Annotated in this window: 17 protein-coding genes; 14 read left to right on the plus strand and 3 right to left on the minus strand. The window is 52.9% G+C overall.

Annotation, left to right across the window (positions count from 1 at the left end):
- Nucleotides 1–95 precede the first annotated feature (95 nt).
- Nucleotides 96–2,420: a polysaccharide biosynthesis tyrosine autokinase gene (locus Pla144_RS14300; RefSeq protein WP_197530686.1), complete on the minus strand. Its 2,325-nt coding sequence runs from the start codon at nt 2,418–2,420 to the stop codon at nt 96–98.
- Between the two features lie 1,107 nt (nt 2,421–3,527).
- On the opposite strand from Pla144_RS14300, the gene Pla144_RS14305 reads away from it, so the two are divergent.
- Entirely contained in the window at nt 3,528–4,088 is a 561-nt protein-coding gene (locus tag Pla144_RS14305; protein WP_197530687.1) for a transcription termination/antitermination NusG family protein, read from the plus strand.
- A 252-nt stretch (nt 4,089–4,340) separates the two neighbouring features.
- Nucleotides 4,341–5,714 (plus strand): nucleotide sugar dehydrogenase, encoded by a 1,374-nt coding sequence (locus Pla144_RS14310; protein ID WP_146451360.1) that lies wholly within the window; start codon nt 4,341–4,343, stop codon nt 5,712–5,714.
- A 216-nt stretch (nt 5,715–5,930) separates the two neighbouring features.
- Here Pla144_RS14310 and Pla144_RS14315 read toward each other — a convergent pair whose 3' ends face one another.
- Entirely contained in the window at nt 5,931–6,344 is a 414-nt protein-coding gene (locus tag Pla144_RS14315; RefSeq protein ID WP_146451361.1) for a hypothetical protein, read from the minus strand.
- A gap of 93 nt (nt 6,345–6,437) precedes the next feature.
- Nucleotides 6,438–7,898 carry a hypothetical protein gene (locus tag Pla144_RS14320; protein WP_146451362.1) on the minus strand — a complete coding sequence of 487 codons (1,461 nt, stop codon included), beginning with the start codon at nt 7,896–7,898 and terminating at the stop codon, nt 6,438–6,440.
- A gap of 608 nt (nt 7,899–8,506) precedes the next feature.
- On the opposite strand from Pla144_RS14320, the gene rfbB reads away from it, so the two are divergent.
- The 12 genes from rfbB (at nt 8,507) to Pla144_RS14380 (ending at nt 24,287) form a co-directional block, all read left to right on the plus strand.
- On the plus strand, nt 8,507–9,553 hold the full coding sequence (gene rfbB / locus Pla144_RS14325) for a dTDP-glucose 4,6-dehydratase (protein ID WP_146451363.1): 1,047 nt from the start codon (nt 8,507–8,509) through the stop codon (nt 9,551–9,553).
- Between the two features lie 268 nt (nt 9,554–9,821).
- Nucleotides 9,822–10,730, plus strand: a complete 909-nt coding sequence (locus Pla144_RS14330; RefSeq protein WP_146451364.1) for an exosortase/archaeosortase family protein — start codon at nt 9,822–9,824, stop codon at nt 10,728–10,730.
- A 629-nt stretch (nt 10,731–11,359) separates the two neighbouring features.
- A complete protein-coding gene (gene xrtU / locus Pla144_RS14335; protein WP_146451365.1) occupies nt 11,360–12,040 on the plus strand; it encodes an exosortase U in 681 nt (226 codons plus the stop codon).
- A gap of 53 nt (nt 12,041–12,093) precedes the next feature.
- Nucleotides 12,094–13,515, plus strand: coding sequence for a lipopolysaccharide biosynthesis protein (locus tag Pla144_RS14340; RefSeq protein ID WP_146451366.1), 1,422 nt, complete (start codon nt 12,094–12,096; stop codon nt 13,513–13,515).
- A 58-nt stretch (nt 13,516–13,573) separates the two neighbouring features.
- On the plus strand, nt 13,574–14,794 hold the full coding sequence (locus Pla144_RS14345) for a glycosyltransferase family 4 protein (protein WP_146451367.1): 1,221 nt from the start codon (nt 13,574–13,576) through the stop codon (nt 14,792–14,794).
- An 82-nt stretch (nt 14,795–14,876) separates the two neighbouring features.
- A complete protein-coding gene (locus tag Pla144_RS14350; protein ID WP_146451368.1) occupies nt 14,877–15,563 on the plus strand; it encodes a class I SAM-dependent methyltransferase in 687 nt (228 codons plus the stop codon).
- A 194-nt stretch (nt 15,564–15,757) separates the two neighbouring features.
- On the plus strand, nt 15,758–16,576 hold the full coding sequence (locus tag Pla144_RS14355) for a class I SAM-dependent methyltransferase (RefSeq protein WP_197530688.1): 819 nt from the start codon (nt 15,758–15,760) through the stop codon (nt 16,574–16,576).
- A 119-nt stretch (nt 16,577–16,695) separates the two neighbouring features.
- Complete coding sequence (locus Pla144_RS14360; protein WP_146451370.1) at nt 16,696–17,886, plus strand: glycosyltransferase family 4 protein; 1,191 nt, start codon at nt 16,696–16,698, stop codon at nt 17,884–17,886.
- 104 nt (nt 17,887–17,990) lie between these two features.
- Nucleotides 17,991–19,286 carry a hypothetical protein gene (locus tag Pla144_RS14365; protein WP_146451371.1) on the plus strand — a complete coding sequence of 432 codons (1,296 nt, stop codon included), beginning with the start codon at nt 17,991–17,993 and terminating at the stop codon, nt 19,284–19,286.
- Nucleotides 19,287–19,347: 61 nt separating this feature from the next.
- Nucleotides 19,348–20,493 carry a glycosyltransferase gene (locus Pla144_RS14370; protein ID WP_146451372.1) on the plus strand — a complete coding sequence of 382 codons (1,146 nt, stop codon included), beginning with the start codon at nt 19,348–19,350 and terminating at the stop codon, nt 20,491–20,493.
- Between the two features lie 37 nt (nt 20,494–20,530).
- The gene (locus tag Pla144_RS24635) at nt 20,531–21,688 is read left to right on the plus strand and encodes a glycosyltransferase (RefSeq protein WP_231936396.1); all 1,158 of its coding nucleotides are present in this window, start codon (nt 20,531–20,533) and stop codon (nt 21,686–21,688) included.
- 340 nt (nt 21,689–22,028) lie between these two features.
- Nucleotides 22,029–24,287 (plus strand): bi-domain-containing oxidoreductase, encoded by a 2,259-nt coding sequence (locus Pla144_RS14380; RefSeq protein ID WP_197530691.1) that lies wholly within the window; start codon nt 22,029–22,031, stop codon nt 24,285–24,287.
- The last annotated feature ends 168 nt before the right edge of the window (nt 24,288–24,455 follow it).

The raw sequence follows: 24,455 nt of genomic DNA on the forward strand, positions 1-24,455 counted from the left end.
TATTAGGATTGAGCGGCGCGGCGCTAGCCGCCGGTTCCCTAGAATAACCGGTGGCTAGCGCCATGCCGCTCACATTATCAGGTTTGACATAACCACTAGGTGGAGATCTCAGAAGTCTCGGCCGGGTCGGTACTTGGAGTCTCGGCTTTGGCAGAGATCGCGAGACCTTTCTGGCGGCGACCGTTGGCAGGATAGGCGTCCAACTGGTAGGCGCTCTCACCGTAGCTTCCCCCGGCGTGCCCGTAAGCACCGTAGCCACCATAGCCATAGCCCGAGGAATAGCTGGATTGCTGACGCGCGGGAACGGCGTTGACGACCACCCCAATTCGCTGGGCGTGGACTTTCCACAATTCATCACGCGAAGCCACGCTCATCCGCCGCGTCGAGCGGTCTGCCCGCAGGACGAGGATCGTGGCATCGGTCTGAGCGGCAATCACGCGGGCATCGGCCACGGGCATCACGGGTGGTGAATCGATGACGATCTTGTCGTAGTCCAAGCGAAGCTTATCCAAGAGTTCGCTGAAGAAGCCATTGTTGAGTAGCTCCACGGGATTCGCGGGACATACACCGCAGGGCAACAAGTCCAGGTTGACCACCTCCGTGGAAACGATCAGCTCCCGAACGGGGCGGCGCTCGGTCAGTACGGTCGACAATCCCTGCTCGCAGGTGACTTCAAAGATGGTGTGCTGGGTGGGTTTACGCATATCAGCATCAATCAGCAGCACGCGCTGATCGGCCTGGGCCATCGCGATCGCCATGTTACTGGCGACGGTCGACTTGCCATCTCCTGGCGAAGGCGAAGTCACGCAAATGATCTTGGCATCATCCCGCGCGAGCCCAAAATGAATGGCGGTCCGCAAGGTGCGAAATGCTTCGGCAGCAGTCGAACGAGGATGCGTCAGCAGCACGGTGCCAATCGCGGAGCGGCCTTTACGATCGTTAGCCCGCTCGCTGGAGAGGGGTAAGGCCCCCAGCACGGGGAGCTGCAAGACTTGGGCGATTTCATCGATCGATTTCAGGCGATGATCCATCAAGTTCCGCAGCCAGGCCAGCCCAAAGCCGACCAAGCCGCCTAATAGCCCCCCCACCCCCAGAAATCGCGTGCGATTGGGATACGTGGGAACAGTCGTCGGCCCAGCCACTTCCAGGATACTGACGTTCATCGCGCCGACGTCTTCGATCAGGTTCACTTCCTTGATGCGTTCGTCGAGGATGTCGGTCAACCGGGCGGTACGCGCCAAGGATTCTTCGAGCAGGGCCAGCTTGGCCGCCTGGGAGTTCACCTGCAGGGCCAGCTTAAATTGGGAGTCGTAGTTGCGTTGCAATTCGGCCCGCTTCTGCTCGAGGAGCTGATACTCCTGGGACATCGTTTCGACATAAGCCGAGACGATCGCTTCTTTGTTCTTTTCAATGTCGGCCTGCTGCTTGTCGAGGCGCGCCTGCAGCTTCTCGCGCGATTCGAGCATGATTCTCACGCGGGGATGGCCGTCGCCCCACGTCGATTGGAGCGAGGCGATCTGCAAATCAAGGTCACGGATTTTGTTTTCGAGATCCAGAGAGAGCTGGGATTCCGAACGGATCTCGTTAGCCACCTGCTGCTGAGAGCTGGCCAGCTCTAAAAGGAAAGGTCGCTGGCTGGGGGTCTCGTACATGCTCTTGGTGCGATTGTAGCGGGCCTTGGCGTCGAGCAGTTCTAGCTCGACCCGGTCGAGTTCCTGAGCCAGGGACGAGAACCGCTTCGTGATGACGTTCTCTTCACCCACCTGCACAGCCAGGGCGGCATTCTGCTGGCGAAATTCGATCAGTTCCTGGCGGCGGGCTTCCAGCTCCGCATCGCGGCGCTGCTTTTCATTGCGGAGGATGGTGAGCACCTCGACCGTATCGGTCCGCCGTTCTTCGGCATACTTGCTGATGTAGGCCTCGACGACCGAATTCACGAGTTGGGCTGCGTCGGCCGAGTTCGCGAGTTCAGCCGAGACGTTGATGATGTCGTCGTTCTGGCCGACCTGGACATCGATATTCTTCCGGAGGAAAGCGACCCGATTGTCGACATCCCGAAAGGTTTCCAGGCTGGCGTTCTCACCTTGTTCGGCAGCGGCAGCCAACACGGGGGTCGAGCGAATCAACTCCGCCTGAGTGTAGAGATAGCTGGCCGAGTTGCCGAGTTGGACTTCCTGCTCCAGAATCCGCGGCATGTTCCGCTCGATGTACAAGCGGGAGACGCTTGTGAAACGCGGCTCGACGCGTTGCAGCAGAATCCACGCGGCCCCCAATCCGGTGAGCACGGTCAGCAGCAACAGCCACCGAGCTTGCCAGGCGAGTTCCAATAGATTCGTCTGCCCCGCTCCTGCGGCATGGTCATGCGCCATGCCAGAGGGTTCGAGTTGGGTATTCGAATCGTATTCGATCAGCGACGACATGGGCGAACATTCTCGCGGTGGCGGAATTGATTTACGATGAAAGGGCAACGAGCGCATTCGTAGGCAAGAACATCAGCGCTTGCTGAGGCCCTGGCCGTGGTGTGCATTATAAGTGAAACGTGCAACGAAGTCTTAGACGCTCGAGGCAAAATGCCTGAATCTTTTCGCAGCTTGCGAGCGGGTTGCATCAATGCAGGGGAAGCATCGATTGTAACGATTAAGGGGTTCAGGGGGAAGCATGCAGCGCTAAGTCCAGGAGAGGTGCAAAGTCGAAAATTTAGCCAATTAAAAAATTGCCACAGAGCTCACAGAGAGCTCAGAGCAGAGAAAACAAGGAATTCTCTGTGCTCTCGGTGTTCTCTGTGGCTTTGCTATCTTTCTGGTTTTCTGACTTTGCAGATTTCCTGCGCTAAGTCGCCTCCCCCTCGAAACGGGTCTCGCCAGGGCTGCAATTGTTTTGAGTGTCTTTTGATGCATGACAGCACTTCAGATTTACCTCTTCTGGGCTAGTGGTTTTCAACGCGGTGCTGGTCGTATCGATGGTAGCGACTAGACCCCCTGCGAGACGGCCTAAGACATTTAATGCTTGCTAGTTAGGGGTTCCCCGACTAACCTCAAAGGAGAGTCGTCGGACGAGTACTAGGGCACTGGAAGTTGACTCCCTCCCTGCTGTGGAGGGAGTTGGCTAATTGCTCGACTTCTTGCCGCGACAGACTCCCCCCTGAAGCGTCCTTGAGCTTCGCTTGCTTTCCCGATCGATCGGGGCAAGTGTTGGCTCACTGGTGACTAGGGCAAAATAATCGGTCCCGGGGTTGCGCATTTTTGCCCTCCGGTGCACCGACGTGGACGGAGTCCGCGCGGGGCGAGGGGATGTATGAATTATGATTTATGAGTTTTGAGGCGCGAGGCGCTAGTTGCTGGTCATTGGAAATTGCTTATTCTTCCTAACCACTTCTTCTGACTAGCGCCTAACAACTAGCGCCTCGCGCCTTTATCACTCTCACAACTCACAACTCGCAACTCGCAACTATCTTAAAACTTACCGACAATCCGCCGATGACTTTGTCCGCGACTTCCTCCTTGGCGGAGGTTGAGGGGGACTGGACCGTGGCTTATTGCAAGCCGCGGCAGGAGAAAGCGCTCGCTTGGGAATTGTGCCAGCGCGAGGTCCCTTACTTCCTGCCGATGGTGTTGCGCGTGACTTCGTCGGGGGGTCGGCGGCGGAAGAATCTCTATCCGCTGTTTAAATCGTATCTGTTCTTCGCCGGCGAAGATCGCGAACGGCTCGAAGTCCTCAAGACCAACCGCATTGTCAAGCTGGTCGAAATTCATGCGGCCGAACAAGCAACGTTCCTGCGGGATATCACCTCGCTGGAACTGGGACTGCGGAACGCAAGCACCCCGGTGGAGCTGTACCCGCGTCTGGTAAAAGGGGCCTGGGTCCGCGTGGTCGCGGGGCCGATGAAGGATGCCGAGGGGACGATCCTCAGTGCCGACAATAAAACGAAACTCCTGCTGGGCATTTCGCTCATGGGGGCCGGCGCCACGGTCGAGATCCATCCCGACCTGGTCGAGCCATGCCAGCGCGAACCGGCCACGATCACCAAACCCTCGGTGACGGTGGTTTTCAATGATCGTTGTCGGGAGAAGCATCAGAATAGTGGTTAGTGGTTAGTGGTTAGTGGTTAGTGGTTAGGAAGAAATTAGACGCGGAGAAACGCGGATTTTTCGGATGACCGCGGATCATTTCAAATACAAATCCTGTTTCTTAAATCTGTGAAAATCAGCCCAATCAGCGTTCATCCGCGTTCCATTTCTTCCTCGTAACTCGCAACTTACTGTCCCAATACTCTCCCGCCCGCAACCCCTAACCTCTAGCCTCAAACCTCTAGCCTCTATTTTTCCTCCAGGACACCTATTATGAGTAATGGCCAAAACTTGAAATCGCCCCAACTCGCTAAGAAGTCCTTGGCGGAATCCAAGCGGGCCGACGCGCTGGATCCGCTGGCTTGTACGGCTATTGTCGGGCTGGGGTATGTGGGTTTGCCGCTTTGTCTGCAGTTTGCCAAGTCGGGCTATCGCGTGCTGGGGCTTGACATCGACGCTAAGAAAGTTGACGCGATTCAGGCGGGTAACTCTTACATTGGCCACATCCCGGCGGCCGACATCGCCGACTGCGTCGACTCGGAACGGTTGAGCGCGTCGACCGATTTCGAGCGGATCCGCGAAGCATCGGCGGTGATCATCTGTGTCCCCACGCCGCTCTCCAAAAACTTTGAGCCGGACATTTCTTACATTCTCGCGACGGGGACAGCGATCGCCCCCCACCTGCAGCCGGGCACGCTCGTGGTGCTGGAGTCCACGACCTATCCCGGCACGACCGATACCGAGCTGCGCGAAGTCCTCGAAGCGGGCTCTGGCATGGTGGCCGGTGTTGATTTTCACCTGGCCTTCTCCCCCGAGCGGGAAGACCCGGGGAACCCCGCCAGCAAGGTTGCCACGATCCCCAAGGTGGTTGGTGGATTTACGCCCGAATGCCTGGCCAAGGCGGTGGAACTGTACTCCTCGGCCGTGGATGAGGTGGTCCCCGTCAATTCGTGCCGCGTGGCCGAGGCGACGAAGCTGCTCGAGAACATCTACCGCAGCGTGAACATCGCCCTGGTGAATGAGTTGAAGGTGATCTACGGCGCGATGGATATCGACATCTGGGAAGTCATTGCCGCGGCCAAGACGAAGCCGTTTGGCTTCAACGCCTTCTACCCGGGCCCCGGCCTGGGGGGGCACTGCATCCCCATCGATCCGTTTTATCTTAGCTGGAAGGCCCGCGAATATGGCCATCGCACCCGCTTCATTGAGCTGGCGGGCGAGATCAATCGCAACATGCCCCGCCATGTGATCGAGGTCCTCGGCCAGGCCCTGAACCAGCACCACAAATCGATCCGCCGCAGCCGCATCCTGGTCGTCGGCCTGGCGTACAAGCCAAACGTCGGCGACGAACGCGAATCCCCCAGTTTTGTTTTTCTGGAGGAGCTGACCAAGCGGGGCGCCGAGGTCGAGTACTACGATCCGTATGTCCCCGAGATTCGTCCGACGCGCGAACACCCCCAATGGGCCGGCAAACAGTCCATCGCCTGGAGCGAGGAAAACCTCGCGAGTTTCGATCTGGTGTTGATTAGTACAAATCATGCGTGTATCGATTACCAACAACTGGCCGACTGGGCCCCGCTGATCGTCGACACCCGCAACGCAATGTTCGGAGTGGAGACAAAAGCGGATCAGGTGTGGAAAGCGTGAGTAGGCGCTAGTTACTAGGCGCTAGGCGCTGGTCAGAATACTGGGTTGGTGGTTAGTGGTGAGGCGCGAGTAAGAAATTAGACGCGGAGAAACGCGGATTTTGCGGATGAAACGCGGATCTTTTCAAATACAAAAATGTTTCTTAAATCTGCGAAAATCCGCCCAATCAGCGTTCATCCGCGTTCCATTTCCCCACGTCTGACTAGCGCCTAACTACTAGCGCCTAGCGCCTACTTTCCTCCATCCGTTTACTTCCCAGCCTTTCATGGTGAGACCGACTTTGGCGAGTTCTTGCTCCAGATTTTTTTTCGACTCCTTCACCTGTTTACGGGCCTGGATTAATAGATGGTCCATAGCATGCCGCTCCTTATCGGCTGCGAACTTTTCGTGCATCATTTGCCGGGCAAGCATCTGCTCGGGTCGAGAACTTCCGATATAGAGACAGCATTGCTTGCCATTCTCGCGGAAGCGATAACTCATATAAGGGCCGTAGGTCGTTCCGCGCACCCGGCGATAGCTAATCTGTATCGAGCCACTCGTCGTCGACATGCAATCATAGAGGGCGTGCAGTTTCCCCCTGGTTTTTGCGGTGTAGCAAGCGATTTGGTCAACAAAATCTTGTTTTTCCATGTTTCTGATCCTCCGGTGATGCAGCACAGACCACAGATTGGCTCCCTTTTGATCTAAGGTGTTCCCACAATGCAACAGGGAGCTCACCAGAATCTAGTAGCCCATTGCCCGCAAGGCAGTCTTTTGTTTATCCCTAAGCTCTTGCACTTTTGCCAAGATGCCGGTAGCAGCAAGTTTTGAGTGAACCACTGTCAGGTAGCGATCGAGTTTTTTCCTGTGCTGAGGTTTGGAAGGCTCTTTCGTGAGATCATTCAAATTTATCGCTTGGTTTAGGTAGTACATTTCGACAATTTCAAGCCAACTTAGATGCAGGACAGTCATACCAAGGCTACGTTCCAGACTTCCCTGGGAATTTGCGTAAACCTCCTCGGCGAGTTGCTTCATCTCAAGTAGGCTTATTTGGAGTGAACCGGGTAGAGCTGAGACGATGACGCCCGGGGGTTTCCACTCCATGTGCAATACTGCTTCCTGTAAGGTCACTGCCGAACATTTTTCGATATAATTCTCACGCTCCACTAGCGCTTTAATTTCAGTCTCTAGTTCTTTAGTTTTTTCAGCGATTGTAGGATCCAAAACCGACCGAAATGAAGCAACATACTCATCGGCGATTTGCTCAGGGTCAAATGGTTGATTCGTATCAGCAGTAAGAATTTGTTCAGAGTCAACAGAAGTATCCAGGTCCTGCTCAGCGAAATTGGGAGGGTCACCCGCATCGGTCATTCCAGGAACTTGTGGATTTATCTCTGGAGAGGAAGACGCTTCAAATTTGATCGCATCCTTGTGTACATTAGGTTTTTCCACTGATTTTACATTTTCAGCGACTGATAGATCGTCTCGGAATGGTCCACTTTGTGGTACTCTGTGCGGGAATGTCTCGACTTGATCAACAGATTTCTCTAGTATCGGCTCCTGGGGTAAATCATCCTCCAAACTACTGTCGCAACTGGATTGCGAAGCTGCTCTGCACCCTTGCTCGGATGCGGAGGCTTCTGCAAGTGGCTCGTCATCTGGTAGGGAAGGAGCAGGGCCCAGCGAGTCGGGCTCAAGATCAGAATCGCCATCGGTGGGCAGAAATTGCTCGTCAGATTCGGGCGCGTTTTCGTCGACATCAACAGCGCTGGCTGCGGATGGGGGATGCCCATTTCTTGCTGGATCGTTGGCCTGTCGATCCACAGGATCCAAGAATTTGGCGAGGTTTTTTTTGCGAGCCAATCTAGCCCTGAGTTGTGCGATAGCTTCCATCGCTAGGTCGAGTTCAATCCGTGGCTCGGCGGTAGAACAAGCAGGATCGTCGCCTTGAGCTTCTTCCTTAAATTTGTCGGAGTAAATTTCGAGTTGTTCTACGTACATGTACTGCATGGGCAGCAGGTGATCCGGGCGATTAGTTCGGGTCCATTTCAGATCTTCATTCCATCTCCATTGGAAGTCTTCCAGGCAACGGAATTCCTGCACGCATTGTTCCCCGGAAACGACGTCTGGGGTTACTGCAGAGGAATCCCCATTAGAACTAGGCTGGGAATACGAAGGATGGGCAGGGGGGGACTGGATGTTCACGGCGAGGTCTCCTTGAGTGTTACATGTTGTGACAAAAACCGAGCCAAACACTGGCCCAGCCGGAGTCCCAGGGGACTCCAACACAACACCTGTCACTCACCCCGCGTGACTTCCTTGATTTCCCGATCAAGGGCTAGCACCGCTAGCAGGCATCTTGGCGCATTAGACAAAGAATTAGAGAAAAATGTCAACACGATTTGACAGGGGTATGAAAAAAGCCCCATTTTTGATTATTGGCCTTATTTTAAAGCCTTTTTTGAAACAGCAGTTATCTCCCGACACGATCAGGGTAGGCAGTCGAGAGTCGAAATCACGGCTCTCCAAAAAAATTTGACCCGTTTTGACCTCCCCACTGCTCCCTCTGACCAGCGTCTAACAACTCTCGCCTCGCGCCTGTTTTCAATCTCACCACCAAAACCAATTAGGAAGTTGTGGGTTTTGAGTTTCGAGGCGCGAGTAAGAAATTAGACGCGGAGAAACGCGGATTTGGCGGATGGCCGCAGATCATTGCAAATACAAACCTGTTTCTTAAATCTGTGAAAATCCGTTTAATCAGCGTTCATCCGCGTTCCATTTCCCCAGCCTCTAACCTCTAACCTCTAACCTCTATTACAACCATCCTCATCACAGGTGCCGCCGGCTTTATTGGCAGCAATCTGGCCCGGCATATTCTTCACCACACCAACTACCAGGTGCTGGCGGTGGATAAACTGACGTATGCCGGCAATCGGGCTTCGCTGGTCGATCTGGAAGAGAACCCCCGGTTCCAATTCCTGCAGGCCGACATTTGTGACGTGGCTGCGATGCAGCAGGCCTTTGCCGAACACCAGCCGACTTGCGTGATGCACTTGGCGGCGGAGTCGCATGTGGACCGGTCGATTGATGGGCCGGCCGCTTTTATCCAAACGAATCTGGTCGGCACCTACGTCTTGTTGCAGGCAGCACGTGAATATTACGATGGATTGGTTCCCTCAGATCAAGCCGGCTTTCGCTTCTTGCATGTCTCGACCGACGAAGTGTATGGCACCCTCGGCATGGACGACGCGGCCTTCTCGGAAACGACTCCCTACGATCCTCATTCCCCCTACTCGGCGACCAAGGCGGGCTCGGATCATTTGGCGCGGGCCTGGCATACGACTTATGGCCTGCCGGTCATTGTCACCAATTGCTCGAACAATTATGGCCCCTACCAGTTTCCCGAGAAGCTGATCCCGGTGGTGATTCTGAATGCCCTGCGGGGGGAACCGATCCCCGTCTATGGCCGGGGCGAGAATGTGCGGGATTGGCTCTATGTCGAAGACCACGCTCGGGCACTCGCTTGTGTGCTGGAGGCAGGCCGCCCGGGCGAGACCTACAACATCGGTGCGGAGAACGAATGGAAGAATATTGAGCTGGTCCGGTTGCTGTGCGAACTTCTCGACGAGCTGCGGCCCCGTGACGACGGACAGAGTTACGCCGAGCAGATCACATTTGTCGCCGACCGCCCCGGTCACGACCTCCGCTACGCCATGAACACGGAGAAGATCCGCCGCGAGCTGAGCTGGGAGCCCGCACACGATTTCGAAACATCCCTCCGCGCCACCGTCCAGTGGTATTTGGAAGCAGGAAGTCGCGAGTCACGGGTTTCGAGCTTCGAATTGCGAGTAAGAAATTAGACGCGGATTATCGCGGATGTTGCTGATAAAGCGCAGATCATTTAAGGTCCCCCACTTCATTAACAATCCGGCTAACCAAATAGGCTTTCTCACAGAGACACAGAGAGATTGGTTTCTTGAATGCTCTGCTGTCTCCGCGTCTCTGCGAGAGATTATCTTCTTTAAAACCTGTGATAATCCGTCTAATCAGCGTTCATCAGCGTTCCATTTCCCCAAACTCTGACCAGCGCCTAACAACTAGCGCCTCGCGCCTCACAACTAACAACTAATGCCCTACGTCCTCCTCTTCCTGATCGCCCTCGGCTACGCGCCGTTCCTGTATCTCCACTTCGAGCTGATGTGGAGCCAGCCGCAGTATCAGTATTTCCCCTTCGTGATCGGTGCCCTCGCCTGGCTCGCCTACTCCCGCACCTCCCCCAACCCCCAGCCCCCAGCCCCCAGCTCCAAACTCACCTTGCTCGGCATCGGTGTCTCCTGGCTCGTGCTGGCCGCGGCCACGTTTATGTTCTCCCCCTGGCTGGCCATGCTTTCGCTGATTCTGTTGTTCGGCGTGGGCATCTGGCATGTGAGCCGCACCCACACGATCACCAACCCGTGGGGCCTGTGGTTGATCTCGTTCTTGTTGCTGCCGTTGCCGTTGGGGCTCGATCGCAAACTGGTGCAAGCCTTGCAGGGAATGAGCAGCCGCGTGAGCAGCTACATGCTCGACGCCCTCGGGGTGATGCACTCCATGGAAGGGAACGTCCTCCGCAGCGTGAACAAGGAATTCTTCGTCGACGAGGCGTGCAGCGGCATCATCTCGGTGATGTCGATCATCGCCTGTGCGTTGATCTACTCGGTCTGGAAGAATCGGCCGCTGGTACACCTCCTACTGAGTGTCGTGATCGCCACGCTGTGGGCGATGGCCCTGAACATCGCCCGCATCACGCTGATTGCCGTGTTCTACATCCAGTGGGGCATCGATTTGTCGGCGGGTTGGCAACACGAGACCCTCGGCCTGGTCCTGTTCCTGGCCGCCTTCTGCGGGGTGGTCGGCACCGACTTCCTGCTGGCCGAGTGCCTGGCCCCGATCGACTGGCGGACCTTGAGCGAAAGCCCGACCCGCTTGGTAAGATGGTTTAATTGGTTAGTAGGCGCGGGGCGCGAGTTGCGAGGCGCTAGTCAGGATGGGGAATAGAGGTTGGTGATTTGTGATTCGTGATTTCTGATTTGTGATTGGGAATTTGACCATTCACCAATCACCAATCACCAATCACCAATCACCATTCACCACTCACGACTCACGACTCACCCCTCACCCCTCACCCCTCACAACTTTTTCGTGTGCGGCGAGGCGTTAGGCCTCGGCAGTTGTCATTTAGTGCAAAAACTTTTTTTACAAAACAAAACCCCCTGCTTTTCGGAGGGTCGAGTTTTTCGTAAAGCGTTATTCTATAAAGGTTTACGTCGCAGCCTGGGTCGTCGATTATTGTGAGTTTTGTCACACAAAACTCCATCACCGCGTTACAATCTCCCGCTCCGGCGAGGACGGATCTCCCACGGCATCGCTCGCGAGAGCGATTTGCAAAAGTTTCGATCCTCCCTGCTGGGAGCCTGTTGTGTGGCAAGTTCCATTATCAGGATCACGAAGAGGAGTTCCACAACGATTTTTGGGCCAGGTTTATTGGGGACAGGGGGCTAGGAATCGGAAGCTGGGGAGTTCTGATTTCTTATTTATGATTTATGGGGAATGCGCAATTGACTCACCACTCACCACTCACCACTCACCACTCACAACTCACAACTCACAACTCCTAACTCCAAACTATGAAACTCTCCCTCCTCATTGGAATCCCCTTCGCCCTGTTGGGCGCGCTGCAGATCGCTCCCTATCTGGTCAGCCGTCAGCAATCCGCTGTCGGCATTGCGGCTATCGAACGAGCCCACGAGATCGACGAAAAGACACTGGGCGAACTTCCCCTCGGTTGGCAAGTCACCGCCACCGAGCGCATCAACCGCGAAGAAAATCACTCCGAGGGGCACTACTCCACCACGTTTGACCTCCGTCAGTCCGGTTCACCTACCCAAGTCCGACTCTCGTTTGACTATCCATTCATGCACGGGTGGCATCATCTCACCGGATGCTACACCATGGCTGGTTGGGAATGTTCGAATGAGAGGGTGGTCACGAATGAGGTGAGATCCGATTGGCCCTATGTAAGAACGATTCTCCGTGACAAAGAAGGTCGTGAAGCGATGCTATTTTTCTGTATTTTCGATGCACAGGGAACTCCGCTCGCACCTCCCTCAGGAGATTTGCGTTTTGCTCTCTGGCAGAGAATCATGAAGACCGAAGTAACCTCCAGCTTGCCCACCTATTTTCAGGTTCAATTATTCACAGCCGCTGTCGGGGGCAATTCCGATACAGAGACTGAGTTGCTTCAGCTATTCCAAGAGACTAGAGAAAAAATCCGGACCTTCGTGGCCCATTCAGCTTCAGAAGAGTAGTACAGGACCTTACTGCAACGCCTTTCGTTTTCAGTGATAGATCACACAATCAAGTGACTAACAACGCGCCCCCAACAAGAATTTTTAAATCTGCGATTCATCTGCTTGCGGGCAGAGGCGTAACATTAATTAATCAACTCATCTACGTCCCCCTAATGCTTTCAATGTGGGGCAAAGAGTTGTACGGAGAATGGTTGTTGTTGAGTGCTATCCCGTCTTTCATTGAACTAGCTAACGGAGGTATATCAAAAGTAGCCTGTGTCGATATGATCAAGGCCACGGCACGCAAGGACTCAAAGCGATTTCAGCAAATTGTACAGACAACTTGCACTCTAATTCTTCTAATAACATTCCCTGTAGCCATGCTCTTACTAGTTGCCTCGGCTACTCCTATTGATAGTTATTTGCCTTTCTCGTCAATAGATCCATTTGAAGTTCGAGTTATCACATTTACTTTTGTCGCCAACTTTATTTTGATGCAATTGTCGCAAATCTACGATGGAATGTACCAATCGTTCCTCAGTTTTGCTCGCCTAGTTGTACTCAGCAACATAGAGCGATTGGCTACTGCAGTAGTCGTGATTATTTTTGTTTTGCGAGGAGCTACTCCGATTGGTGTTGCTCTCACCATGACGATAATGCAATTCCTGTTCTTGCTGGCGCGCAGCTATGACATTCACAATGTCGCTGAGCCATGGGCAAGGTCCGTTATGGGATTTGGCATCAGACACCGTTCCCACGAATTGGTTCGATCCCTGTTTCGACCTGCAATATCCTATGGATTGCTGCCATTATGTAATGCCATTCGAGGAGGAGGGATCCTCTGGATCATCGGTTATGCCTTGAATCCTGCAGCTGTGGCCCTTTTTTCTGCACTGCGTACTCTAGCCAACTCAGGCGGGATGCTGCTCAGTGTTGTAACACAATCCATTTCCCCTGAATTAACAGTTGCTGTTACTTCGGAGAATCACGATCTGGCCAGGTTAATCTTCCGCAAAGCATTGCAGGTCGTGGTTGTATCTAGCATTTTTTTTGCCATAGGACTTTTCTGTGCTGGGGGTTGGATCTTCGCACTTTGGACAAATAGGGAGCTGCAATTTGACAATCAAGTCTTTACTCTACTTCTCTGTGTGGTAATTGCTAAGAACTTCTGGTCCTCCGCACTAGTTGTCGCGACGTCTAGCAATCGGCACACCCGTGACACAGTCTTTGTGCTACTGGGACATCTAGTTGCTTTAAGCGGAGCCCTTGTATTAGTACCTCTGATCGGCTTGCCAGGTGCGGCGATTTCCTTGCTAGTTTGTGACATTGTAATTAGTGTCTTCGTAATTCGTCGTGCGCTTATACTCTTAGAAGAAAGCAGTTGGAATTTTCTTGCAAGTTTTAGTCCCAGTTCTCTAATCCAGCTTTTTTCATTTATAAAGCAGAGTTCAACTACAGCCAATCACCCTGTTCCACAAGATCATCAGTTATAAGAGGCAATCGATTTATATCGAATGCCACACAAAGTTGCTTTGAAAGGAAAGCATTTAGATGAGTGAAATAGACAATCGCAGTCAGCAATCGCGCCTTTGCTGGCTCGTGCCCGGTGAAAGGGCGGGTGGCATCATTTGGGTCGCGGATTCATGCTGTCGGCAATCCGCGGCTGAAGGATATGAAGTGACTCTTCTTACGATGGAGCCACTGAGCACAAGGACTAGACAAACGGCCAACTACTCAGTCAATTGTTTGAATGTGATTTCACCATATACAGATACGCCAAAGATTTTTTTGGATTGGGTTACTCAGAATCGTCCGGATGTATTGTTTATCAATGGTTGTGATACCATGGATGATTGCATACCTTACCTGCCGCCAGAGGTACGTTGCGTATACGTCGTTCACGACACGATGTCGTTCTACTGGAAGAGGGCGGTAAAGTATGAGAAAAGTCTCGATGCGATCGTAGCGGTATCGAACGCGACGGCGAGTCGGTTCCGTGGCCGGCTCAAACATCCTGAAAGACTGCACGTAATCCAGAACGGCACTGTCTTCCCTCCGCGTCGCACATTGGACTCTCCATCCCACGGAAAGGATTTAGTCTTTTTGGGGGGGAGTGACTCGCGCAAGGGCGCTTATGACCTAGTTCATTTATGGCCGATATTAGTTGAAAGTGGTTACAGTGGTCGCCTGCATTGGTATGGTCAAATGGCCGAAGACATAAAGCTGCGTATCGCCACGCTGCCTGCCTCAGATCAGATAATGACCTACGGGCATGTGCCGCGCACTGAAGTCTTATTGCGACTTGAGTCTTCAAGTGTTCTGCTCATGTTGAGCCGGGCCGAGGCTTGCAGCATTGCCTTACTCGAAGGAATGAGCATGGGGTGTGTGCCGGTGGCCTGGGATATCAACGACACAGGTACGAAGGAAATTGTCAAAGACGGCCATCGTTTCCTTGCGCCTCTTGGCGACTATAACGCTCTGGCGAAACAGACACTTCTAGCCCTCGAACATCATGATGCGGTCACGGAAGGGATTGCGACTCATGCACGTACAGAGTTCGCGGAATCCCGCATGTGGCGCGATTACGGAATTATTATTAACCAAATAGTCACGCAGCCCCTTGCAATAAGGCCATGTGAAGGCCAGTCTCCGCCCGATTATGAATTTCCTATACGGACTTCTCAACTTATCCCGCGCAGACTCTGGAAATTTCTGAAGCCACGGATCGCCAAATCTCCTCGACTCTACTATTTCCTCCGCAAGAAACTCTGATTGACCAAAGCTGCCTCTCAGGTTTCATGGACTTGTAAGCGACTCTAGCCGCGAGCACTCTCTCAAATCAGGAACAAGTCAAATGCTTACCGATCCTTTCTCTCTCAAATCTCGCTCTAAACTATCGCCAAGCCGTATCGCATTCACTGCACGGGCAAGATGGTGCGAATACCTAGCTCAACGAAAATTCGAAGCGTATGAGCTACCACGGAAGGAAATCGAAGACTTACCTGATATTACAACGGCTGTGTCATGGGATGACACTTCTGTCACAAAGTTACAACTTCAGCATCTGCTTAAAGGGTTAGAAGACACTGAGCTAATTGAGGGATGCGTTGTGGAATTAGGATCCTACCGAGGAGAGACCACAATCGCTCTCTCCAGACATACAGCACGGCTTGTGGTAGCAGTTGACCCGTTTCTAGGCGGCTGGGGAGCAACCAATGAAGATTTCAGGACATTTATTAATAAGATCCAAGATTCGCCGAAAATAGTCCATGTTCATAAGACATCCGGCGAAGGTGCTTCCTCCTGGGAATATGGGCCGGCCAGCTTTGTTTTTATCGATGCGGTCCATAACTATGTCAATGTTGCATTTGACATCTCTGTTTGGTGGCCCAAACTTGCAGTAGGTGGCATCATGGCATTTCACGATACTGATCTACGAATCTTCTCAGGTACACGTCGGGCGGTTCATGAGCTTGTGGAAGAGGGTACTTCCATCTATGCGCACCCCAATAATTTGACCATGTTGAGGAAACTCAAGTAGAAACCAAGTAATCTCATTTAATATTGCGCGAACGTTAACCAATCAATTCCGCCTACTAACCAAAGTGTCTTTCATACTTAATTTCACTTTGCATTATGGGAAGAGAGTCAATTGCACGGAATGCTATTCGACAAGTCGATCTACTACAAGCTGATGGTGGCAATCTATTGTCTTGCAGATTCAGGAAACACCCTATGAATCGTTCGATTCTCGTTCGAATCATGGGCTTCCGTGCGACTCTAATACACGGTGATACGCTTGTGTTGGATCGTTGGCGGTGGTTAAGGCGTCGATTGCCGAAAACAGCTAATAACGAAAGTCTTCTTGATGTAGGCTGCGGAACTGGCGCGTTTACAATTGGCGCCGCACTAAGAGGCTATCAGGCAACGGGAATTAGTTGGGATGAACGCAATCAAGAAGTAGCCAAACAGCGCGCGATGCTTTGTCATGCTGAAAAGTCGAGCTTCGTGATCGGAGACGTCCGAGAACTTGGCGAGCTTCAGAATCTCAAAGATAATTATGATTGCGTGATTTGTCTCGAATGTGTGGAGCACATTCTCAATGACCTCAAGTTATTCCGCGATCTAGCCGACAGAATTAAACCCGGTGGCCGTCTCCTGCTTTCGACGCCCCACTACTATTATCTTCCAATGAGCGATGAAGATCTTGGCCCTTTCCTCACCGAAGAAACTGGATGGCATGTACGCCGCGGTTACACATCCGCGATGCTTCTTGAGTTGTGCGAGACAGCAGGACTTCACCATGGCGAGATATCATATTGTAGTGGATTCATTAGCCAAATGGTGACGAGATTTTGGCGTACGTGCAACCGACTGCCGGGTGGTACTGCTCTTGGCTTCGTACTTACGCTCCCGCTCAGATTGTTGCCCCTCATTTTACCTGACAGATGGATCACGCAAGTGCTGAGATGGCCCTTTTATTCCATTTGCTTAGAGGCTTATAAGCCTCGCTTTGAAAACGAAAAAGGCAATTCAAGAATCTCCGATTCGTAAGATACAGTCTTGGCTAAATCCTCAAGATGATCCTAACCGATGCCTAACTTTGCTCCGCAAATCATGTCAAGCGAAGTGAATAAATAGTGCGCGTTGTGGTTGCCCAATTGGGAGCGAGGATGCATTACGCGGTACCGCGCATCCTGTCCCAGTCTGGCATGCTCGAGCACTTTTATACGGATATCTGTGCAACTAAGAGCTGGCCTCGGTTGCTCCATGTCATTCCCAACAGTGTTCGGCCCCAGGGTGTGCAAAGCCTTTTGAGTCGAAAGCCAATTGGTGTTCCTGCTAAGCACACTACTGCATTCACTCGACTTGGCTGGACTCGTGTAAGAAATCGTTCGAAGTGTAAGACTCCTGCAGACGAGTCTCGATTGCACTTGGCCAGTAACAAAGAGTTTGGCAGGCTTGTTGTCGACGCCGGCTTCTTTGGAGCCGACACGACGTTCACTTACAACACGGCGAGCCTAGAAATAATGCAAGCAGCGAAGCAGCAGGGTCTGACCACCTTTATGGAACAGACCATAGCCCCTATGACTATCGAGCGGAGATTATTGGCAGATGAATCCAAGCGTCACCCTGATTGGCCCTATAGCGACACTGCGGATGCCTACGATGAATTGATTGCCCGAGAATATGCCGAATGGGAGATTGCGGATCACGTTCTGTGCGGCTCGGAGTTCGTCAAGCAAGGAATCGCTGATTTGGGTGGACCCGCCGAAAAGTGCATCGTGGTCCCCTACGGCGTGGATACGCAACGCCCCCCGGAAAAGAAAATTTCTCACGATGGCCCTCTGCGGATACTCACCGTGGGGGCCCTGGGACTTCGCAAGGGCACGCCCTACGTCTTGGAAGCGGCAGATACCCTCAAGGGAACAGCCGTTTTTAAACTCGTAGGCCCTGCGGAGGGGCTACCCACGGGCAGAGAATTTCCTTCGAATGTGGAGATCTGTGGAGCAGTCCCGCGTTCGCAAGTCACAGATTTCTATAGGTGGGCTGATGTTCTGCTGCTTCCATCGATTTGCGAAGGATCTGCCACGGTAATCTATGAATCGTTGGCGGCCGGCTTACCAGTAATTTGCACGCACAATGCGGGCAGTGTCGTCAAAGATGGTGTCGATGGTTTTCTTATAGCTGCAACAGAATCAAGTGCGATAGTTACAGCAGTCATGCGATTAGCATCAGAATGTGAGCTACTTAAAAACCTTTCTCTTAACGCAGCAGAAAAGGCCAAGAACTATTCAATGAGACGCTATGGCGAGCGACTGGTAAAAGTAATGAAACTTAAAATGCGCATGCCGTCTGTATAAGTCAATTCCAAATGTTTGTACTTAGTATTGTCGTAACCTTCGGAATTCTGATTTGCACTGCATATGTCGCGTACAAGAGAACTCTCGACGCATTGCATCCGGCCATGTTTCTTGTACCGATGCTTATGTATGTATATGTAGCGAGACCCGCGACCTATGCAATTAATGAAAGTATTGGAGTACTTTTCAGGAGCGAACCCCAACTTCTCTTAGCGCAGTTTATACAGATCCTGGGTTTATCTTGCTTTTGCTTTGGAATTTTGCGAGGCACCCCCTTTAGCTTATCTAGACCTAACAGATCCTTATCGGGGTTACCCGAAGTCTCACGACATAAACTGCTCGGTCTCGCCCTTGTCTTAGGAGGGATTGGTGTAATTGGATTCCTGATCAGTATTTTTACCGTCGGTGGATTTGACGTCGCCTACTCACAAGCGAAAGGCGGAGGCTACACCGGTAGCGGGTACGTACGTGAATTGCCCCACCTGACAATACCCGCGATTGCTCTACTCTTCTTGGCAAGAAAAAAGCAGGGGTTCGCTTTAGAGGATTGGGTGCTTCTTGCTTTGTTCTGTTTTCCCTTCGCAGTTTCTGGCATTTTGGGAACGCGTCGTGGTCCACTCTTCATGGTGCTTGGGGCAGTGATTTTCTCGCACATGCTCTTTTCGCGCCGCCGAATTTCGTTGACTAAGATGTTGCCTGCGGTTGGTCTAATGGGTATTTCTGTGCTCTTTGTCTTCGCTCATCGCTCTGTGATCTATCTAAACTCTGATTTTGAGTTCAGCTTGGATTCGCTTGCTGAAGTAATTGCTCCAAGCAAGCGTGTGTCACGAGACAGAATCGACTCCAGCAGTGTTTGGCTGATTTCGACAGCCACCATTGTCGCCGCAAATCAATCGCACGTACACCATTGGGGACAGCGATGGGGCGTCATTTTGTTCATACGGCCGATCCCTAAGCAATTGTGGCCTACCAAGTATGAGGATGTTGGCTTTGAGTGGATGGTCAACGGAAGATCATTTGAGGGTATTTCTCCCCAATACTGGTATCGCAGCGTTGGCTGGCTACCGCCCGTTGGTTCTGCAATAAGTTTTATTGCTGATGCCTATTTAGAACTATGGTACTTCTATACTTTACTGCTTTATTTGATGGGGCGTATGTTTGCGGAGCTGTGGAAGAGGGCAAGAACCCTAAGTGGTCTCTGGGCGGTAATTTACGTCGTTTCGGCTGCTATCTCAATATTCCTGGTCGCCCAATCAGTGGAAGCATTTTTCTTCCGATTTTTGTTTATCAGTATCCTGACAATCGCAGCTGCCAGATTTGCTGGGATTCCAATTCAAATCACAACTGCTAAGCAAGAATCTCCAGTGAATTCATCGAACCTGCAACAAGTTCGTTTCTAAAGACTCTCAGACTCCTAATAGAGTGAACAAATATCCAATAGCAAAGACGAGGGCATAAAAAGTGTCTTTGCTAGTCGTGTTATGGAATAACTTTGGTCCTTATCACGTAGCACGCTTGATCGCATGCGAGAAACGGCTAAAGCTAAAGAACATTCGAGTAATCGGAATCGAACTTGCTGGACAAGAATCTACCCGTGACTGGCAGCTTGAAAGAGAGAGCTTAAGCTGCGAAATTCACACGCTTGCTCCCGACGTGATGCTCCCGAAAGACGGCAAAGATCTCTCGCCTCGAATGATTGAAAAACTAGATGAACTCTCTCCAGATTACATAGCCGCCGCTGGCTACGATCGACATGAAATGCGTTCGGCAATCCAGTGGGCGAAACAGCATCATCGCTCAACGATCCTCATGTCTGAAACAAAGTGGGATGATCGGCCGCGTCCATTTTGGAAGACCGTACTCATCAAGCGTTTTCTCAAGAAGTTTGATTCAGCTCTAGTATCTGGTGCAGCTGCCGGTGAATATCTGGTTACTTTGGGTTTTCCGCGAGAGCACATTTTTAGACAGTATGGAGTCATTGACAATGAGTATGTGATCAAGGCCACTGATAGGTTGCGAAGCGACCCCGGTGAAGATGGAAGTCGACTTCCACGGAAATACTTTCTGGCGTGTAGTCGCTTAATTGAGTCGCGAAAGAATATCCGTGGACTGCTTTCTGGGTTTGCAAGATTTCAAGAACTCGCTGCTGATCGGGATTATCAACTTGTTATTTGTGGCGATGGTCCCGACAGGGAGATGCTCGAATCTTTTGCGAGAGACCAAGGCATTTGCGATGTCTCATTCGTTGGTTTTCAGCAATTAGATAATCTGGTGCGATATTATGCGCACGCGTTTTGCTTTGTACATACAGCAGTCAACGAGGCATGGGGACTCGTGGTCAACGAGGCAATGGCTGCTGGCTTGCCAATTCTCGTATCGAGTCGTTGCGGATGTGCCTACGATCTCGTTTCTAATGGAGCAAATGGATTCACATTTAATCCATACGATACGGAAGAATTGGCCCAGCGCATGCTACAGATCTCACAATTGCCGGAGACGGAACTCAAATTAATGGGAGAGTCTTCGCGAGAGATCATCTCAAGATTCGGGCCTGACCAATTTGCGCAGGGCATCCAACAAGCAATTGAATGTGCATCGAGAAGATAGCCCCAAAAATGCCAGCATCCCACTCAACGTCTTTCTTGTGATAGTTGATCATATAGTTGGTGGACTCTCTTCCAAAGCGAGCGGAGTTGCGACAGTATTAACGGAGTTGACCGCAGCTCAAAGTGATCTTGGAATAGCTACTACTGTGTTTTCCACAGACTGTGTCTCCTCTGGCTTAAGAAGTGTTCCCGTAAAGTCGCCTGTAAAATCGATTTCTCCGCCGGGGCGTTGGCTGGGCCGTTTATGTTATTCGCCTGCGCTTAGACGAGAGCTAGATAGTCTCATACCTCAAGGAGATGTGGTCCATATTCACAGTTTATGGACTATGCCAAACGCTTATGGCTCTTCGTTGGCAAAGAAGCATGGAAAGCCTGTCGTGTTCTCACCCCATGGGTCTCTTGAAACCTGGGCTCTGAATCGCCACCGGTGGAAGAAGCGAATCTGTGAAGAGATGTTTCAAAGAAGAGATCTTGAGCAAGCCAATTGTGTTCATGCGCTAAGTCATACCGAAGCAGATAGCATTCGTGGTTATGGACTCACAAATCCCATTGCAGTCATTCCGAATGGAATAAACCTCTCAGCATACGAGAATTTGCCAGATCGATCAGTTCTACTCAATTCCTATCCGCAACTAACGGACAAGCGAATCGTACTTTTTCTGTCGAGGCTGCATCCCAAAAAAGGTTTGCAGCATCTTGTCGAGGCGTGGAGGAAAATAGTAGTCGACAACCAGGATGTACAGTTAGTGATTGCAGGCCCCGATAATGGTCACGAAGCAATAATCCGAGGCTTGGTCTCAGATCTGGAGTTGGATAGCAGCGTACTATTTACAGGGCCACTGTATGGAGAACAGAAGTTGGCAGCTCTAGCGGCAGCCGATCTCTTCGTGCTGCCTTCGTTCTCCGAAGGTTTTAGCATGGCCATCCTTGAAGCGATGGCTTGTGAACTCCCTTTGTTGATATCTCGCAACTGTAGTTTTCCGGAAGTTGCAAATTCGGAAGCTGGTTTAGAATGCGAATCGGATGTCACCTCAACCGAGGAAGGCCTGCGAAAGATTCTCTCAATGACAAATGATGAGCGCCAGTCCATGGGGCGTAACGGTCGCAAGCTTGTAGAGCAACGTTACACTTGGGATCGAATCGCAAAACAATTCCTGGAACTCTACGAGCGAGTGGTAAATGGGGAAGAGGCGTAAGTCGCGAGTGGTGACACGAAGAAATAGAACACAGATGAACACTGATTGGAATGAATGAGGCGCGAGGCGCTAGTTGCTAGGCGCTAGTCAGAAGAAGAATACCTAAATCGAACAATTTCAACTTGATTTCCTCCTTTCCTTCAAACAACTAGCGCCTAGCGTCTTGTAACGTTCGGGGGGGAGGTAGTTAGTGGTGAGTCGTGAGTAGTGAGACAGAAATTACCGGTGGCTAGCGCCAATCCGCTCAGGAAAAGTTCCAGCCCTCAGTCCCTAGCACCCAGATCCTAATCCCTTAATCATGCTGCAATTGTTACAAAATATTCGTTCCGGAGAACTCGCTTTGCATGAGGTTCCTGCGCCGGCGGTTGCACCTGGTGAGGTGCTGATTGCTAATCAGGCCTCTTTGGTGTCGGCGGGGACGGAGAAAATGGTCATGGACCTGGCGAAGAAGTCGCTGCTGGGGAAGGCGCGGGAGCGGCCGGATCATGTGCGGCGGGTGTTGGAGAAGGTGCACAATGAGGGGCTCGTGAGCACCTATCGGCAGGTCCGGCAGAAACTCGAGGAGCCGCTTTCGATGGGGTACAGCTCGGCGGGGGTGGTGATCGCCTGTGGGCAGGGGGTGCAGGACTTCAAGCCGGGGGATCGAGTCGCCTCGAATGGGCCGCATGCCGAGGTGGTGAGCGTGCCGCGGAATTTGTGTGCCCGCGTGCCGGAGAATGTGTCGCTGGAGTCGGCGGCGTTTGGCGTGCTGGGGAGTATTGCCCTGCAAGGGGTGCGGCTGACCCAAACCACGCTCGGCGAGACCGTGCTGGTGATCGGGCTGGGGCTGGTCGGGCAGTTGACGGTGGCCCTGTTGAAAGCTGCCGGGGTGCGGGTTCTGGGGGTGGATCCGGACGCGAGCCGGTGTGAGTTGGCTGTGCGGATGGGGGCCGACGTGGCGCGGCCCGACCTGGGGAGTGAGACGATTGAGCAGCTGACGGGGGGGCTGGGGGCCGACGCGGTCGTGATCACGGCCAGCACCAAGAGCAATGGACCCATTGAGATGGCAGCCGGCGCGGTGCGGCAGAAGGGGCGGATCGTGTTGGTCGGCGTGGTGGGGCTGGAGCTGGATCGCCGGCCGTTCTATTTCAAGGAATGTGAATTTGTGGTGTCGTGTTCGTATGGGCCGGGCCGGTACGACGCGAGCTACGAAGAGCGGGGGCAGGACTACCCGGCGGCGTATGTGCGGTGGACCGAGCAGCGGAATATTCAAGCGGTGTTGGATCTGATGGGGGCGGGGCGTCTGGATGTGGGGCCCTTGATTTCGCATCGGTTTGAGATCGGCGAGGCGGCGCGGGCGTATGAGATTATTGAGAGCGGGTCGGAAGCGTTTTTGGGAATGGTGCTGGAGTATGGGGGTAAGGAAGTTGCGAGGCGCGAGGCGCGAGGCGGGAAAGAAGTTGCGAGGCGCGAGGCGCTAGGCGCTAGCAATTCTACTCGCCACTCGTTCGGAACTTCCATTCGGTTGCGGGCTGCGAGTGGGAAGTCGGGGGGGAAATCTCGCTGTGGGGTGTTGGGGGTGGGGAATTTTGCGCGGGGGGTGATGTTGCCGGCGATGCGGGATGCGGGCGCGTTTGAGATTGCGGCAATTTGTAGTGCCAAGGGTGTGTCGGCAGCCCAGGCGGCGAAGACTTACAACGCGGAAGTCGCTTGCACGGACGAGGAGGAGATTTTTGGCGATCCTTCGATTGATACGGTGTTCTCGTTCACGCGGCACGACTTGCATGCGCGGCATGTGTTGCGGGCCATTCAGACGGGGAAGAATATTTTTGTCGAGAAGCCGTTGTGTTTGACGGTGGAGGAGTTGGGGGAGGTAGAGGGGGAAGTTGCGAGGCGCGAGGCGCGAGGCGGTAAAGAAGTTGTTAGGCGCGAGGCGCTAGGCGCTAGGGAAGAAGGGGGAGAGTTGAGTGCCGGAGGGGGGAGAGAAACACCTCTGGTGATGGTGGGGTTTAATCGGCGGTTTTCGCCCTCGGCGCGGTTGGTGCGGGAGCATTTTGCTCAGGTGGCGGCGCCGCTGACGGTTTCGATTCGGTTTAATGCGGGGGATATTCCTGCGGAGCATTGGACGCAGCAGGATGAGGAGGGGGGTGGACGCATCATTGGCGAGGCGTGTCATGCGATCGACCTGGCGACTTATTTGTGTGGTGCGCCGGTGGTGCGGGTGTTTGCTGAGTCGGTGGGGGGAGATCAGCCGGGGCAAATTACGGACGACCAGTGTTTTATAACCTTGCGGCATGCGAATGGGAGTATCTCGAACATCGCGTATCTGGCGGGAGGGGATCGGGCGTTTCCCAAGGAGCGGGTCGAGGTGCTGGGGGCCGGACGCGTGGCGGTGATCGATGATTTTCATACCGTGACGACGTACCACGGCGGCAAAAAGAAGGTCACGAAGGGGAAACAGCAGAAAGGGCATGCCGAGGAGATTGCAGAGTTTGCGAACGCGATCGTTGCGGGGGGGGAGGCGCCGATTCCTTGGGAGGAATTGCGGGCGACGTCGCTGGCGGCGATCCTGGCGGTGCGGAGTTTGAGAGAGGGAGGGGTAGTAGAGGTTAGTGGCTAGAGGTTGGAGGCTAGGGGGGAAGACTTTTTACTGCGGAGACGGGGAGACCCAGAGGTGGGAGAGCGGCGCGAGGCGCTAGTTGTTAGACGCTGGTCAGAAGAAGAGGCTAGTGGTTAGGGGATGAAAAAAAGCAATGAACAATGCAGAAGGATAGATTGGCTTACTTTT

It is taken from the genome of Bythopirellula polymerisocia (assembly GCF_007860015.1).
Classification (GTDB): domain Bacteria; phylum Planctomycetota; class Planctomycetia; order Pirellulales; family Lacipirellulaceae; genus Bythopirellula; species Bythopirellula polymerisocia.